This window comes from Bradyrhizobium sp. KBS0727 (assembly GCF_005937885.2).
Lineage (GTDB): Bacteria > Pseudomonadota > Alphaproteobacteria > Rhizobiales > Xanthobacteraceae > Bradyrhizobium.
Genome location: NZ_CP042176.1, coordinates 6,896,834 through 6,910,800, shown reverse-complemented (window position 1 = coordinate 6,910,800; position 13,967 = coordinate 6,896,834). Strand labels below are relative to the sequence as shown.

The window sequence follows — 13,967 nt, the reverse complement described above, 5'->3', positions numbered from 1 at the left end:
CTTCGTCTTCAAAGAAAACGCTCGAGAAACACCTGATCGCGCAGTGGAACGCCGTCGATCCAGATTTCCTCGGGATAGCCGGTTTCCGGCCGGAATGCGTCCTGCACGACGCGATACATCCGGAAGCCCTGCCGTTGGTAGAAGCGCAAGTTGCCGACGTCGGCGGTGGCGGTCGATACGATCAAACGACGGCCGTCGCGGGACCGACAACGCGCGACGGCTGCCGCAACCAGGCGACCGCCGATACCGTTGCGCTGACGCGTGATATCGATCGCCATGCTCTTGAGCTCGAATACGCCGGCTTCGCCGGTTTCGAGAAATTGGAGGTGGCCGAGGATCGTATCGCCATCGCGCGCAATCAGGACGTCGCCGAGCCCGATGTAGCTTGCGATCTGGGTTTCCGAATCGTCCGCCAGCGCGAACAGGTGCCTCAAGGAGGTACGGTCGCCACGGTAGGTCTCGATGTGCATCAGCGCTTCGGATCCGGCCGGAGGTGAATGAGCCGACAAGGCTTGCCCCTGCCATCCTCCGGTCGGGAGGTGCGGATGAAGACCGGCGCAGCGGCCGGATTGCTGGTGGGAAATGCGTGCATGGCTACCTTGTCGTGTACTGATGCCGCCGTTTCCAGTCACGTTCGCGAAAGGCATCTGTGCGGCTTTCCCAACCAAGACCGGTTGTGGCATGACATTATTCCGGCGCTCGCCGGAATTTGCCGTCAGGAAACGACCATGCCCGCCTTTCCGACCTCGACCACCGTTCTCGACTCTATCCTGTTCCGCGATGCCTTCGGGACGCCAGCGATGCGCGAGGTGTTTTCCGACTTCAGCCTGATCTCGCGCTATGCCGAGGTCGAAGTAGCATTGGCAAAGGCCGAGGCGCGCTGCGGGGTGATCCCGGCGGAGGCGGCCGAGGAGATCGCAAAGCGGACCGATGTCTCGGCGCTCGATTTCGAGCTGCTGCGCCGCGAGACCGATATCGTCGGCTACCCGATCCTGCCGCTGGTGCACCAGATGGTGAAGCAATGCGGCGACGCCGGGCGCTACGTGCATTGGGGTGCGACCACGCAGGACATCATGGATACCGCCGTGATCCTGCAGGTGCGCGCCGGGCTGAAAATCATCGAGGCCGATATTGCCGAACTGCGCGGCATCCTCGCCGGGCTTTCGAAGCGCTATCGCGATACGCCGATGGCGGGCCGTACCCATCTGCAGCAGGCGCTGCCGGTGACGTTCGGCTACAAGACCGCGATCTATCTCGCGATGTTCGACCGCCACGCCGAACGTCTGGCCCAACTGAAGCCGCGCGTGCTGGTCGGCCAGTTCGCCGGTGCCGCCGGCACGCTGGCGTCGCTCGGGACCAAGGGTTTTGAGGTGCAGCAGGCGCTGTGCGAGGAGCTCGGCCTCGGTGTGCCCGTCTCCACCTGGCACGTCGCGCGCGACGGGCTGGCGGAAGTGATGAATTTCTTCGGCCTCGTCACCGGTTCGCTCGGCAAGATCGCGCTCGACATCATGATGATGGCCTCGACCGAGTTCGGCGAAGTCTACGAACCGTTCGTCAAGGGCCGCGGCGCGTCCTCAACCATGCCGCAGAAACGCAATCCGATCTCCTCGGAGCTGATGCTGGCGGCCGCGAAGGGCGTGCGCCAGCACGCCGGTCTGATGCTGGACGCCACGGTGCAGGACTTCGAGCGCGCCACGGGGCCGTGGCATGCCGAATGGATGGCGATCCCGGAAAGTTTCGTGCTGACCGCCGGCAGCCTGCATCAGGCGAAGTTTGCGCTCGGTGGCCTGATCGTCGACGAGAACAAGATGGCCGACAATCTCGACATCAGCCGCGGGCTGATCGTCGCCGAAGCCGTGATGATGGGGCTGGCGCCCGCTATCGGCCGGCAGGAAGCGCATGACGTCGTCTATGACGCGTGCCAGGTCGCCAATGAAAAGGGCATGACGCTGGCGGACGCGCTGTCGGCGGACCCAAGGGTTTCCAAACGCATCGATCGCGCGACGATCGATCGCCTGACCTCGCCGAAGAATTATCTCGGTCTCGCGCCCCAGATGGTCGACCGGGTTCTCGCCGCATCGAAGCGCTGAGTCCACCTGCATTGAATTGCAGCGAAGTGGCGCCTTCTGAACGGGCGCCGTGATGCGTTTCGATGCATCTCAAGAATTTATCAAGCGTCCCTCAAGGTCCCTCACATCCATTTGTGCGAGCGACGCGCGAAGTCTGTGAAAGATATCACAGGCCTCATGCGCGATCGCTGACATGTTGCCCTCGCGAAGCTCGAATCCATCCACATGAGGGGGCATCAGCGATGCGCGATATAGGAGCTGCATCTCGTCAGCGCGTGAAGCGCAAGAACATTCTCGTCCGTATCCTCGAAGCGTTTCACGCTTCGCGACGCCGTGAAACCCGCCGGGTGCTTCGCCGCTACGACCATTTGATCGAACGTCATTCCCCGATTGCGACGCCCAGCATCGTGCCCGACCCCCGACACACAGAAGAGAGCTGTCGAAATGCCCACGGAGATGAATCGCCCATCCGCGCCGACGATCGGGCCCGCCGCAACGCCGTCGGCCATTCTGCCCGGAATCAAGTCGCCTGACGTAGTCTCGCTCGGCCTCCGGCCGCTTGCCATCGCAGCCATTCTTGCCCTGGTGCTCCACGTCGCCAGCGGCGTCATGCTCGACCGTTCGCATGCAAGCCCGAATGGTGCGGCGCTTGACGACGGCGTGACATGCCCGGCGGAGGCGAGTCCGCCGCAGCCGTCCCTGCCGTACGACTAGTCTCTACAGAGAGAACGAAAGTGATGTCGGATCTGGCGACAAATGTTCTGCTGAGCGTTGCCGTCTTCGCCGGAGCCTTCGTCTCGGGTCTGGCCGGTTTCGCCTTTTCCGCGGTCGCGGGTGCCATCCTGCTTCGCATTTTCCAGCCGCTGGAGGCCGTGCCCCTGATGATGGCCTGCAGCATCGGCGTGCAGGCCGCCAATCTGTGGGCGCTGCGCCGGAATATTCAGTGGGAGGGCAGTCTGCTCCTGATCGTCGGCGGCGCGCTCGGGATTCCGATTGCCGTCCACCTGCTGCAGAGTGCCGACACCACCATTCTCCGGACGAGTTTCGGCGTCGTTGTCGCTCTTTATGCCGGTTACATGCTGTTCCGCCCGGCAATGACGCGCTTCGACGGTACCGCCAGCCGGCACCTTACCGCGCTGGTCGGATTCGGCGGCGGGTTGATCGGCGGATTGACGGCGATGCCGGGCGCCATTCCCACGATCTGGTGCGACCTGCGCGGCATGCCGAAAGGTGACCAGCGCGGACTGGTGCAGCCTTTCATCGCCATCATGCAGATATTCGCGCTGGTGCTGCTGCTCGAACGCCACGGCCTGTCTTCCAAGGTGGTGATCGACCTTGCGATCAGCCTGCCGGCGCTGTTTGCCGGTTCCGCGCTCGGCATTCTGGCATTCCGGAACATCAACGAGGTCGGCTTTCGCCGGACCATTCTTGTACTATTGCTGGTGTCAGGCGCTTCGCTCGCTTTGGCCTGATGTCGTGATTTGGGCCGGAGGCTACCGAGCCACCATATCCAACTGCATTTGGCCGGAACAAGATGACCGCACATCGGCGCAATCTCGCCGACCGTACCTGCCGGACCTGAGTCGATCGGGAACAGGGGATAAGGCTGCTGTTGAAGCCATCAGGGTCGCAGGTAACTCCAGCCTCGCTCTTGCAGTTCCATGAGCCGGACGACGCCGGATTTGACGGCCTTCGCCTGCGAGATCAGGGGAACTTCTTTCCCCTCAGCTCTTGTCATATTCTCTTGAGTATTCCCGCATGCAGAAAACACGAGTTCCGGCATGCTTTCGCTCATGGACTTGATGCGTGCTTTCACCGGAGAGGTGTCATCTCGCAGCATGTGAAGTCCTGGTCCAAAGGCGACCAGTTCGATCTCGACCTTTTGGCCGGCCGCGCTGTAATATTGAGCGACATTGCTCATGTTATTGAGAGCGAGGTTCATGACAACGGGGTCATTGACGTCGACCTGTACAGCCAGCCGATGTGATCCCGTTCGGCTCGGGGCGGTGGTGATTTTGGCGGGAGCGCCGACTTTGGCTGAAGCGCCCATTTGCGCGGAACTGCCGCCCTGTGTGCTCACCACTAATGCCAGCGCAAAGAAGGCCGCCCCGGTGAAGACGATGAATGATCTGTTCATGGCAGTTTCCCTTGAGTGAGCAGGCCCAAGTTCACGCCGCAGCGTAGTCAGGCGCGAATAAGCGGGTCAAGAACGTTCCACCTCAAGAACGGGCGATCTACTTAATAGCAGCAATGGGCGCGGCTACCCCGTGTTGACTACCTCTATTGAGATATCGACAAGCGACCTGTGAAAGCTCTGTCATGACAAAGACCATGCTCTGAGAGCCATGAGTTATCACGATGGCCTTGCAGGTTATTGAGGCAGCATCCAGGGACGGAAACCTGGTCCTCCCGGCGGGTCAAGATGCCGGTGACATAACCACTGCGCGTCGGGCAGTGCACCCGGGCGCTTCGGTTGCTTATTGCCCAATCGACTGGCGAGGGGGTTCCAAAACGGTGGAGAGCTTAGGCGAAACACGCAGAAGCGTTGTGCGCGGGTGCATGGCTGCGGGAGCATGTGTTCTGTGGCTCCTCATCGGAGCTGTGGGAGACCAAGGATTATGTGGTGAAAGCAATACCCGCGCCGGGTCTTTCGGTGCACCAACCGGAAAGGGACGCGAGGCGGCCGAGCCGGCCCCCCTGCAGGACATGTCCTTGGTTGCCGAGACGAGGGCAGAGCGAAAGCCGGCCGTTGAACAGGAACAGCAGTGGGACAGAGGCGAAGCCCGTGCACGTGCACTTGCCTCGACGCTCCGCGAGGAACTCGATGTGGTGCGGTCAGCGGCTGAAATGGCGAGGATCAAACAAACACAGGCGCTCGACCGAGAGCGAGATCGGGCGGACACCCTCGCGCGCGAGCTCGACAAGATGCGGATCGTAGGCGTGGAAGCCGTGCAGGCCATCGAGGCGGAGATCAAGCAAAGGCAGGCGCTCGAACAGGAGCGAGACAGGGCGGACAGCCTCGAGCGGGAGCTTGTTTCTCTCCGGGCCGAACTCGATGCGGCGCGAATCGCGCCTCCGGAAGCGGCGCACGCCACCGACGCGAAGATGAAGCAAAGCCAGGCGCTCGAACAGACGCTTAAACAGGAGCGCGACAGGGCAGACACCCTTGCGCGTGAATTAACCTCGCTGCGGGCGGAGTTCGATGCGGCGCGGACCGCGGGCGTCGATGCCGCGCAAGCCACCGACGCGAAGATCAAGCAAAGGCAGGCGCTCGAACAGACGCTTAAAGAGGAGCGCGACAGGGCAGGCACCTTTGCGCGCGAATTAACCTCGCTACGGGCGGAACTCGATACTGCGCGTGCCGCGAGCGTCGATGCCGCGCAAGCCGCTGACGCGAAGATCAAGCAAAGGCAGGCGCTCGAACAGACGCTCAAACAGGAGCGCGACAGGGCAGACACCCTTGCGCGCGAAATGACCTCGCTGCGGGCGGAATTCGATAAAGCGCGTGCCGCGAGCAGCGATGCCGCGCAAGCCGCTGAGGCGGCGAAGGTCGAACAAAAGCTGGCCCTTGATAAGGAGCACGACAAGGCCGAGACGCTCGCCCGCGAACTTGCCTCAGCGCGGAAAGGGGTCGAGGAGCGTTCCGCACTTCTCGCTGCCGCGTACGCTGAGGTCTTGCGGGTGACAGAGACAAACAGCTCCATCGCGGGGCAACAGGAACTGGCTCTGGCCAGTGAGCGCGGTCGTGCCGACGCCCTTGCGCGCGAACTTGCTTCTGTCAGGAACGAACTCGAAGCCGGCAACCGACAGATCGCCGCCTTCAATGCTCCTCGTGCTCCGCAGTCACGCGACCTGGCCGCAAATGGCTCGCAGGCGCCGATGCCCGAGTCCGCTCCGAGGACGACAGTGGGAAGTGGGCGCTCACCGGAACGGATTTCCGGCGAAGCCGTCGCTTCGAGTTCTGAACGGTCGCCCGCTCCGGAATTGCCGCGTCCGCAGGCGCTGACGACTGCTCGCGAAGGTGCGCCGGGTTTGGATCCGAAAGTCGCCGCCGGGACAGAGCACGCTACGTCGGCGAGTGCCGCACCCCACTTCCTCCCGGACGAGCAAAGACTGCTCGTTCGAGCAAACGCATTGCTTCGGCAAGCTGATATCAGCGGCGCCCGCCCGTTACTGGAGCGCGCGGTTGAGCGTGGCAGCGTGCGTGCTGCTTTTATGTTGGCCGAGACTTACGACGCGCGTGTGCTGAAATCGTGGGGCGCGCGTGGAATCTCCGGTGATCTGCCGAAGGCGCGCGAGCTATATGCACGGGCGCAGGCAGGCGGCATCGAGGATGCGAAGGGGCGGATCGAAGCTTTGAAGTAGCGATCGGATCGTGGCCCGGCGACCGCATGCCAGTCGGCGGAAAGATGGAGATATATCCATGTCGCTCAGGAACCCTTCTGCGGTGGCAATTGCCACGATGACCTTGGCCGTACTCGGCCTGCAGTTGTCCGCCAATGCTCGATCCCGCCCGGCCCCTCGTGAGACGCCGGCGGCGGCAGCGGCGAGAACGGCCGACATAACGGCGAAAGAACGCATCAATGCATGGACCGTCGGTCTCGCCGGTGGGTTCATCGAAGGCGCTCCGCTTCGTCTCGCGGCAGAGATTGCTCGTGTCGTGAATGAGCAGGACAAGCTTCACGTCATCCCGATCGTGACGCAAGGCGCAACCGAAAATGTCAACTCGCTGCTATATCTCAAGGGGGTTGATGCGGCCATCATCAACACCGATGCTCTTGACGAGTACAAGGCTCAGGTGCCGTTCATCGAACGACGCCTTGTCTACATTCTGAACCTCTTTCCGTCCGAATTGCACATCTTCGTCCGCCCTGAGGTCCGGTCGCTCGAGGACCTCAGGGGCAAAAAGGTCAACTTCAACACGCAAGGCACGGCAGCCGCCTATTCCGGTCCACTGATCTTCAGCCGTTTGGGGCTAAATGTGGACAAGATGTTCATTCCGCACCAGGTGGCATTGGAGCAAATGAGGCGTGGAGAGGTCTCGGCCGTCGTATTTGTGACGTCCAAGCCCGTTGACGCCTTTCTGAAGGGGCGCTGGGAGCCGGGTTTCAAGTTTCTCGCCGTCGAATACGACGCCAAATTCGAGGACTACTATCTTCCGTCATCGATCGAGGCGACGGATTATCCGAGTCTGGTACCGAAAGGTGAGCGGATCGCAACGCTTGCCGTCCCCACCATCCTTGCGGCCTATAACTGGCCTCAACAGTCCGACCGATACCAGCGCGTGGCGCGCTTCGTAGATCACCTGTTCGGTCGCCTCAACAGATTGCAGTCCCCCGGCTTCGATCCGAAGTGGAAGGAAGTCAACCTGCGCGCCAACGTGCCGAGTCTCGAGCGGTTCCGGCCGGCGCAGGAATGGCTTGATCGTCCGCAATCCGTAACCGCGGGGCCGTCGCAGTGAAGGGCGTGGGTGCCCTCGCGGTGACGGTGCTCTCAAGCCTGACCCAGGTCGTGTGCATTCAAGCCGGTGATGCCGTCGATCGCCTGAAGGCGTGCTCACAGTTTGAGGGTATGGAGCGGTTGAAGTGCGTCGACGAGCTCTTGCAGGAGATGGCACCTGAATCCGGCCCGGCTCAAGGGCCGAACTGGATCATCAGCGAGACGACCTCTCCGGTGGACTACAGGCCGCAGATCACAGCGCTGACGACGACGGACGCACCATCGCAAGACGCTCCGTCCTCGCTCGGCATTCACTGTCGCGCCGGTCGCACGGAGTTGATCATCTCTACGACAGGTTCCTGGAAACAGGCCACGGATGCGGAAATGAGGGTCGTTTACTTGATCAACGAAGAGCCGCCTGTCGAGCAGCGCTGGAGACTCACGGAGACGGGGAGAAGTCTCGTCTTTCAGGGCGACGTCGTTCGCTTCCTCCGCTTGATGCCGGATGGCGGCCGGATTCTCGTTAGAGTGTTCGCTGGAAAATCTCCGCCACACGAGAGCACGTTCAAATTGGCTGGCCTGGATGCCGTCCGGCGCAAGATCGCGACGGCGTGCAATTGGCCTCAGCCCTGATCGATGCGTCGCGATCTGCAGCGCGCTGGAAATCCGACGCCAGCGTTCACTTCCGCCCGATCGCGCCACCGCCTGGGCGTCCAAGTCGCGGCTCGCCAGGAGACTACCAAGCATGCGCCGGACATGGCCGGCCGACTACCAGTCGGAAAGAGTCGTTGAAGGGCCTGCGCTTCACCTATCTCGGCACGCTTGTCCGGCGTTTCGCTCGCCTTTGCGTGATCGGTTAACTTGATCAGGAACCTTGCGGACGCGGATCGATTCGGACTACGAGTCGGTTTCGTCCTGCAGCGCGAATCCGCCATCCTCTCAAACAATATCGCCGGTAAACCATGACCGCACACCAACGCAATCTTTCCGCCGCGATCGATCCGGTCAAACTCGACCGCCTCGCCGAAGTCGCCGTCAAGGTCGGCCTGCAGCTGCAGCCGGGCCAGGACCTGTTGTTGACCGCGCCTTCGGTCGCGCTGCCGCTGGTGCGCCGGATCGCCGAGCATGCCTACAAGGCCGGTGCCGGCATCGTGACGCCATTCCTTTCCGATGAGGAGATCACGCTGTCGCGCTATCGCTACGCCCGTGACGATAGCTTCGACCGCGCCGCCGGCTGGCTCTATGAGGGCATGGCGAAGGCGTTCGGCGCCAACACCGCGCGGCTCGCCATCGTCGGCGACAATCCGATGCTGCTGTCGGGCGAGGATCCCGCGAAGGTCGCGCGCGCCTCCAAGGCCAATTCGATGGCCTATCAGCCGGCGCTGGAAAAAATCGTCAATTTCGAAACCAACTGGAACATCATCGCCTATCCGAGCCCGGCCTGGGCCAAGCAGGTATTTCCGGACGTTTCGGAAGATGTCGCGGTGGCGAAGCTGGCCGATGCGATCTTCGCGGCCTCGCGCGTCGACCAGGATGGCGCGGTGGCGAACTGGGAGAAGCACAATGCGGTGCTGCGCGAGCGCACCAACTGGCTGAACGGGCAACGCTTCCACGCGCTGAAATATTCCGGTCCCGGCACCGATCTCACCATTGGACTGGCCGACGGCCATGAATGGGAAGGCGGCGCGTCGACCGCCAAGAACGGCATCACCTGCAACGCCAATATTCCGACCGAGGAAGTCTTTACCACGCCGCATTGCCGGCGGGTCAGCGGGCATGTCGTCTCGTCCAAGCCGCTGTCCTATCAGGGCACCCTGATCGACAACATCGCGGTGCGGTTCGAGGAAGGCCGCATCGTCGAGGCCAAAGCCTCGCGCGGCGAGGAAGTCCTGAAGAAGGTCCTGGAAACCGATGAGGGCGCCGCGCGCCTCGGCGAAGTGGCGCTGGTGCCGCATTCCTCGCCGATCTCGAAAAGCGGACTGTTGTTCTTCAACACGCTGTTCGACGAGAATGCGGCCTCGCATATCGCGCTCGGCCAGTGCTACTCGAAATGCTTCATTGACGGCGGCAACCTGACGCCCGAGCAGATCGCGGCGCAGGGCGGCAACAAGAGCCTCATTCACATCGACTGGATGATCGGTTCGGCCGAGACCGACATCGACGGCATCCACGCCGATGGCCGCAGCGTGCCGGTGTTCCGCAAGGGCGAGTGGGCGTAACGTGACAGCCTGCTGTTGGCAGGACTGACGTCGCTCAAGGCACGTCAGATGCCAGAATGGCAAGCGTCTGCGCAGAGGGTGGGCAACTGATCGTTGCTTCCAGCGTATCGAGAATGTTTTCGATCGTGAAACGCTGATCCCAGAGGCGGCTCTTGCTGCCTTTGCGGGCTTCCTGCGCCGCCTCGCGCGCCGACAGGATAGCGTTGGAGTAGATCGACAGCAGCGAGAGGCGCTGATCGACCAGCGCCGCCGGCAGCGGCAGCATCCGCTTCAAATGCGTAAAGCAGGCGACATAGCCGGCATTCCATCGATTGTTGAGTGCTTCCCGGAACGTCTTGGGATCGGACGCCTGCAGGTTCGAGGTGAAACGGATGTAGCCGCGCCAGCGCTCGTCGTCGCCGAGCTCGATCACCGGCATCACCAGGATCAGCAGAACCTCGCGGATCGTCGCCGGTCCGCCGCGCGCTTCCATGTCGCGCAGCATGCCTTGTCGCCGTTCGTCGAGCACCGCTGCGCCATCGACGACCATCTGGCGGATCAGTTCTTCCTTCGAGCCGAAGTGATAGTGCAGCGCGGCGTTGTTGCGCTGCCCGGCCGCGGCAACGATCTGCTGCACGGTCACCGCGTCGGCGCCATGGCGGGCGAACAGCAATTGCGCCGCCGCCTTGATCTGGTTCCTGGTCTCTTCCGATGCGGCGCGGGGCGCGGCACGCATTTTGGTTGACATGGCTGACGACCTTATCCTAAATTAAGCGAAATCGCTTAATAAAAAATCCCAGGAGAAAACCATGCGCGTTCTCGTCGCTGGCGGCGGTATTGGTGGTCTAACTACTGCGATTGCGCTGCGTCATCAAGGCATCGACGTGCTGGTGCTGGAGCAGGCCGAGGTGATGGCCGAGATCGGCGCCGGCATCCAGCTCGCCAGCAATGCGGCCATCGTGCTGCGCGAACTCGGCCTCGAGCAGGCGATGCGCGCCGTCGGCGTCAAGCCTCAGTCTTACGATTATCGCGACCTGCGCACCGGCCGTATGCTGTACCAGGCGCCGCTCGGCGACGAGGCTGCGGAGCGTTACGGCGCGCCGATGTACAATATCCACCGCGCCGACCTGATCCAGATTCTGTTCGATGCGGTTCCGGCCGAGGCGAAACGCCTCGGCGCCCGCTGCGTCGGGGTCTCCCAGGACAAGGACGGCGTCGAGGTTCGGCTGCAGACCGGCGAAGTCCTGCGTGCGGACGCGCTGGTGGGGTGCGACGGCATCCATTCGGCCGTGCGTGCGCATCTGCGCGGCAACGAGGAAAAGCATTTCGCCAATATCCTGATGTGGCGGTCGCTGATCCCGGCCGAACGTCTCGAAGGCCTCGGGCTGGAAGAGCGCGGCAATTACTGGTTTGGCCCCGGCCGGACCCTGATCACCTACTGGGTGCGGCCGAAGAATCTCTACAGCATCCTGGCGTCGGTGCCGGCGCATGAGGTGCAGCGCGAATCCTGGACCGAGAGCGGCGACATCTCGGAGATGTTGCGCTCCTTCGACGATGCCGAGCCGCGCGCCCGCGCCATGCTGGAGCAGTGCAGGAGCACGTTCATCACTGGCATGTATTATCGCGACCCGATCGACAGCTGGACCTCCGGCCGCATCGCGCTGCTCGGCGACGCCGCGCACCCGATGGTGCCGTTCCTGGCTGCCGGTGCCGGCCAGAGCATCGAGGACGCCTGGACGTTCGCGCGCGTGCTGGCGCGCCGTCAGGACGACGTACCGGGCGCGCTGCTCGAATATGAGCAGCGGCGGCTGCCGCGCACGACTCGGATCCAGGCCGGCGCGCGCGCCGTGGTCAAGCTGATGCATGAGACGGATGGCGGCCGCGTTCGCGACCGCAACGGCCGCTGGAAGGGCCTGGCGCGCATCGATCCGATGGCGGAATCCAGCTGGGGGCTGGCCTGGGATTATGACGTCGTCAAAGCGGTCGATGGGCCGCCCGGGGAGGTGCGCAACGTCACCGGCCTGCGCGAAGGCAAGCGGTTGCAACGTCCCGAAGGCCAGCGCGCCTTCGATCTCTGGAAACACGCATTTCAGCCTGAAGACGTCGCGCGCGGCCATGACGGGCTGCGTGAGGCCTACGACCGCTTCCTGACCACGAACTTTCCGCTGCCTGAAGACGTCGAGGCCGTCGAGGACGAACTGGGCGACGTCAAGGCTTGGCGCGTTGCCGCCAAGGACGCGCCGCGCGGCAACGTCGTGCTGCATTTCCACGGCGGCGGATATCTGATCGGCTCGGCGAAGGCATCGCTGGAATATGCCGGCCGGTTGGCCGCCGCCGTCAACGGCGTCTGCTACACCGCCGAGTATCGCCTCGCGCCGGAACATCCCTATCCGGCGGCGATCGACGATGCCATCTCTGCCTATCGCGCGCTGCTGGCGCGTGGCATTCCCGCAAGCTCGATCCTGGTTTCCGGCGAATCGGCCGGCGGCGGTTTGGCGGTTGCGCTGGTGCTCGCGCTGCGCACGGCAGGCGATCCGCTACCCGCCGCGATCCTCGCGGTGGCGCCGTTCACGGACCTGACGGTGTCGGGACCCAGCGTGCGCGCCTTCAACGGCGATGATCCGGCCGCGAACCGCGACTTGCTGAAGTTCATGGGCGCGTCCTACTTCCAGGGCCATGAACCGACCGACCCGCTGGTGTCGCCGCTTTATGGCGACTTGGCCGGCCTGCCGCCGCTGTTCGTTACGGCGTCGCAAGGCGAAGTGCTGCTGAGCGACACGACGCGTCTGGCGGAGCGGGCCGAGAAGGCTGGCGTCGACGTGACGCTGCGGCTGGTCGAGGATTCCGTCCACGTCTACACCATCTTTCCGTTCCTGCCGGAGACGCAGAGCACGATGGCGGAAGTGGCCCATTGGGCGCAACGCAAGCTGCGCCGCAACGACACCCAGCCGCAAGCCGCGGAATAAGAGTCAACGACGAACAAGAACAAGAACCGCGTTGAACAGCCGCGCGGACAAGGGAGAAAACGATGAGAACAGCCATTTCGCGTGCGGCCCTGGTGGCCGCGACGCTCGCCGGGGCATGCGCTGGCGCGGCCGCGCAAACGCCGGCGATTTCCGACGGCGCGGTCAAGATCGGCGTGCTGACCGATATGGCCGGGGTGTTTTCCGACCTGGCCGGCGCGGGCGCCGTCACGGCGGCGCAAATGGCGGTCGACGATTTCGTCGCGCAGGCCAAGCCGCCGTTCAAAGTCGAACTGGTATCGGCCGACCACCAGAACAAGCCTGACATCGCTTCCGGAATCGCACGCCAGTGGTACGATACCGGCGGCGTCGACCTCATCACCGATGTCATCAATTCGGGCGTTGCGCTCGCGGTTTCCGGCGTTGCCGAATCGAAGAACAAGATGTTGATCGTCACCGGATCAGGTTCGACGCGGCTGACTAACGAGCAATGCTCGCCCAATACGATCAGCTACACTTGGGATACCTATTCCTACGCCAACGGGCAGTCGCGGATCGTCAAATCGCTCGGCCTCGACACCTGGTATTTCGTCGCCGTCGATTATGCACTGGGCAAGTCGCTGGTGGCGGAGGCCTCGGCGGCGATCGCGCGCTCCGGCGGAACTGTCGCCGGCACGGTCTATCATCCGATCTCGACCACGGACCTGTCGTCCTTCCTGCTGCAGGCGCAGGCCTCAAAAGCCAAGGTCATCGGCTTCGCCAACGCCGGCGCGGACCTGCTCAACTCGATCAAGGCGGCGAAGGATTTCAACATCACGCCGGGCCAGACCATCGTGCCGCTGGTGGGCACGATCACCGAGGTGAACGCACTCGGCGCCACGGCGACGCAGGGCATGATTCTGGTCGAGCCGTTCTATTGGGACCTCGACGATCTCTCACGGCAATGGAGCCGGCGCTTCTTCGCCAAATTCGGCAAGATGCCGAACTTGGTGCAGGCCGGGGCCTATTCCGCCGTGATGAACTATCTGAAGGCGGTGCGGGCGGCCAAGACCGACCAAGCCGACGCCGTCATGAAGCAGCTCAAGTCGACGCCGATCAACGACATGTTCGCGCGCAACGGCCATATCCGCGCCGACGGACGCATGGTCCACGACATGTACTTGGTCCAGGTCAAGGCACCGGCCGACGTCAAGGACAAGTGGGACTATTACACCGTCAAGGAAACCATTCCGGGTGACGAGGCGTTTCAGCCGCTCGCCACCTCGAAATGCCGCCTGGTCACGCAGTAGGATCAATCG

12 protein-coding genes are annotated in these 13,967 nt (G+C 63.1%); 9 read left to right on the top strand and 3 right to left on the bottom strand.

What is annotated here, in order from left to right; all coding sequences use genetic code 11:
- Positions 1-8: 8 nt before the first annotated feature.
- Positions 9-509 carry a GNAT family N-acetyltransferase gene (locus FFI89_RS32320; protein WP_246669320.1) on the bottom strand — a complete coding sequence of 167 codons (501 nt, stop codon included), beginning with the start codon at positions 507-509 and terminating at the stop codon, positions 9-11.
- Between the two features lie 219 nt (positions 510-728).
- Between FFI89_RS32320 and FFI89_RS32315 the strand changes: the two genes are divergently transcribed.
- From FFI89_RS32315 to FFI89_RS32305, 3 genes are all read left to right on the top strand, one after another.
- Positions 729-2,090: an adenylosuccinate lyase family protein gene (locus tag FFI89_RS32315; protein WP_138831504.1), complete on the top strand. Its 1,362-nt coding sequence runs from the start codon at positions 729-731 to the stop codon at positions 2,088-2,090.
- 423 nt (positions 2,091-2,513) lie between these two features.
- The gene (locus FFI89_RS32310) at positions 2,514-2,783 is read left to right on the top strand and encodes a hypothetical protein (protein ID WP_138831503.1); all 270 of its coding nucleotides are present in this window, start codon (positions 2,514-2,516) and stop codon (positions 2,781-2,783) included.
- A 23-nt stretch (positions 2,784-2,806) separates the two neighbouring features.
- A complete protein-coding gene (locus FFI89_RS32305; RefSeq protein WP_138835909.1) occupies positions 2,807-3,541 on the top strand; it encodes a sulfite exporter TauE/SafE family protein in 735 nt (244 codons plus the stop codon).
- 149 nt (positions 3,542-3,690) lie between these two features.
- Here FFI89_RS32305 and FFI89_RS32300 read toward each other — a convergent pair whose 3' ends face one another.
- The gene (locus tag FFI89_RS32300; protein ID WP_138831502.1) at positions 3,691-4,206 is read right to left on the bottom strand and encodes a hypothetical protein; all 516 of its coding nucleotides are present in this window, start codon (positions 4,204-4,206) and stop codon (positions 3,691-3,693) included.
- 575 nt (positions 4,207-4,781) lie between these two features.
- On the opposite strand from FFI89_RS32300, the gene FFI89_RS32295 reads away from it, so the two are divergent.
- The 4 genes from FFI89_RS32295 (at position 4,782) to FFI89_RS32280 (ending at position 9,727) form a co-directional block, all read left to right on the top strand.
- Positions 4,782-6,434, top strand: coding sequence for a hypothetical protein (locus FFI89_RS32295; RefSeq protein WP_138831501.1), 1,653 nt, complete (start codon positions 4,782-4,784; stop codon positions 6,432-6,434).
- Positions 6,435-6,492: 58 nt separating this feature from the next.
- Positions 6,493-7,530: a TAXI family TRAP transporter solute-binding subunit gene (locus FFI89_RS32290; RefSeq protein WP_138831500.1), complete on the top strand. Its 1,038-nt coding sequence runs from the start codon at positions 6,493-6,495 to the stop codon at positions 7,528-7,530.
- 5 nt (positions 7,531-7,535) lie between these two features.
- On the top strand, positions 7,536-8,141 hold the full coding sequence (locus tag FFI89_RS32285) for a type VI secretion system-associated protein TagO (RefSeq protein WP_138831499.1): 606 nt from the start codon (positions 7,536-7,538) through the stop codon (positions 8,139-8,141).
- A 329-nt stretch (positions 8,142-8,470) separates the two neighbouring features.
- Positions 8,471-9,727 carry an aminopeptidase gene (locus FFI89_RS32280; protein ID WP_138831498.1) on the top strand — a complete coding sequence of 419 codons (1,257 nt, stop codon included), beginning with the start codon at positions 8,471-8,473 and terminating at the stop codon, positions 9,725-9,727.
- A gap of 34 nt (positions 9,728-9,761) precedes the next feature.
- On the opposite strand, the gene FFI89_RS32275 is transcribed toward FFI89_RS32280, so the two are convergent.
- Positions 9,762-10,454, bottom strand: a complete 693-nt coding sequence (locus FFI89_RS32275) for a TetR/AcrR family transcriptional regulator (protein ID WP_138831497.1) — start codon at positions 10,452-10,454, stop codon at positions 9,762-9,764.
- 61 nt (positions 10,455-10,515) lie between these two features.
- On the opposite strand from FFI89_RS32275, the gene FFI89_RS32270 reads away from it, so the two are divergent.
- Complete coding sequence (locus FFI89_RS32270) at positions 10,516-12,672, top strand: alpha/beta hydrolase fold domain-containing protein (protein ID WP_138831496.1); 2,157 nt, start codon at positions 10,516-10,518, stop codon at positions 12,670-12,672.
- 62 nt (positions 12,673-12,734) lie between these two features.
- Positions 12,735-13,958 carry an ABC transporter substrate-binding protein gene (locus FFI89_RS32265; protein WP_138831495.1) on the top strand — a complete coding sequence of 408 codons (1,224 nt, stop codon included), beginning with the start codon at positions 12,735-12,737 and terminating at the stop codon, positions 13,956-13,958.
- Positions 13,959-13,967: the final 9 nt, after the last annotated feature.

Excerpts from the sequence above, each read along its gene's own strand:
- FFI89_RS32315 (WP_138831504.1), top strand. The coding sequence starts at position 729 with ATGCCCGCCTTTCCGACCTCGACCACCGTTCTCGACTCTATCCTGTTC.
- FFI89_RS32310 (WP_138831503.1), top strand. The coding sequence starts at position 2,514 with ATGCCCACGGAGATGAATCGCCCATCCGCGCCGACGATCGGGCCCGCC.
- FFI89_RS32305 (WP_138835909.1), top strand. The coding sequence starts at position 2,807 with ATGTCGGATCTGGCGACAAATGTTCTGCTGAGCGTTGCCGTCTTCGCC.
- FFI89_RS32300 (WP_138831502.1), bottom strand. The coding sequence starts at position 4,206 with ATGAACAGATCATTCATCGTCTTCACCGGGGCGGCCTTCTTTGCGCTG.
- FFI89_RS32290 (WP_138831500.1), top strand. The coding sequence starts at position 6,493 with ATGTCGCTCAGGAACCCTTCTGCGGTGGCAATTGCCACGATGACCTTG.
- FFI89_RS32280 (WP_138831498.1), top strand. The coding sequence starts at position 8,471 with ATGACCGCACACCAACGCAATCTTTCCGCCGCGATCGATCCGGTCAAA.
- FFI89_RS32275 (WP_138831497.1), bottom strand. The coding sequence starts at position 10,454 with ATGTCAACCAAAATGCGTGCCGCGCCCCGCGCCGCATCGGAAGAGACC.
- FFI89_RS32270 (WP_138831496.1), top strand. The coding sequence starts at position 10,516 with ATGCGCGTTCTCGTCGCTGGCGGCGGTATTGGTGGTCTAACTACTGCG.
- FFI89_RS32265 (WP_138831495.1), top strand. The coding sequence starts at position 12,735 with ATGAGAACAGCCATTTCGCGTGCGGCCCTGGTGGCCGCGACGCTCGCC.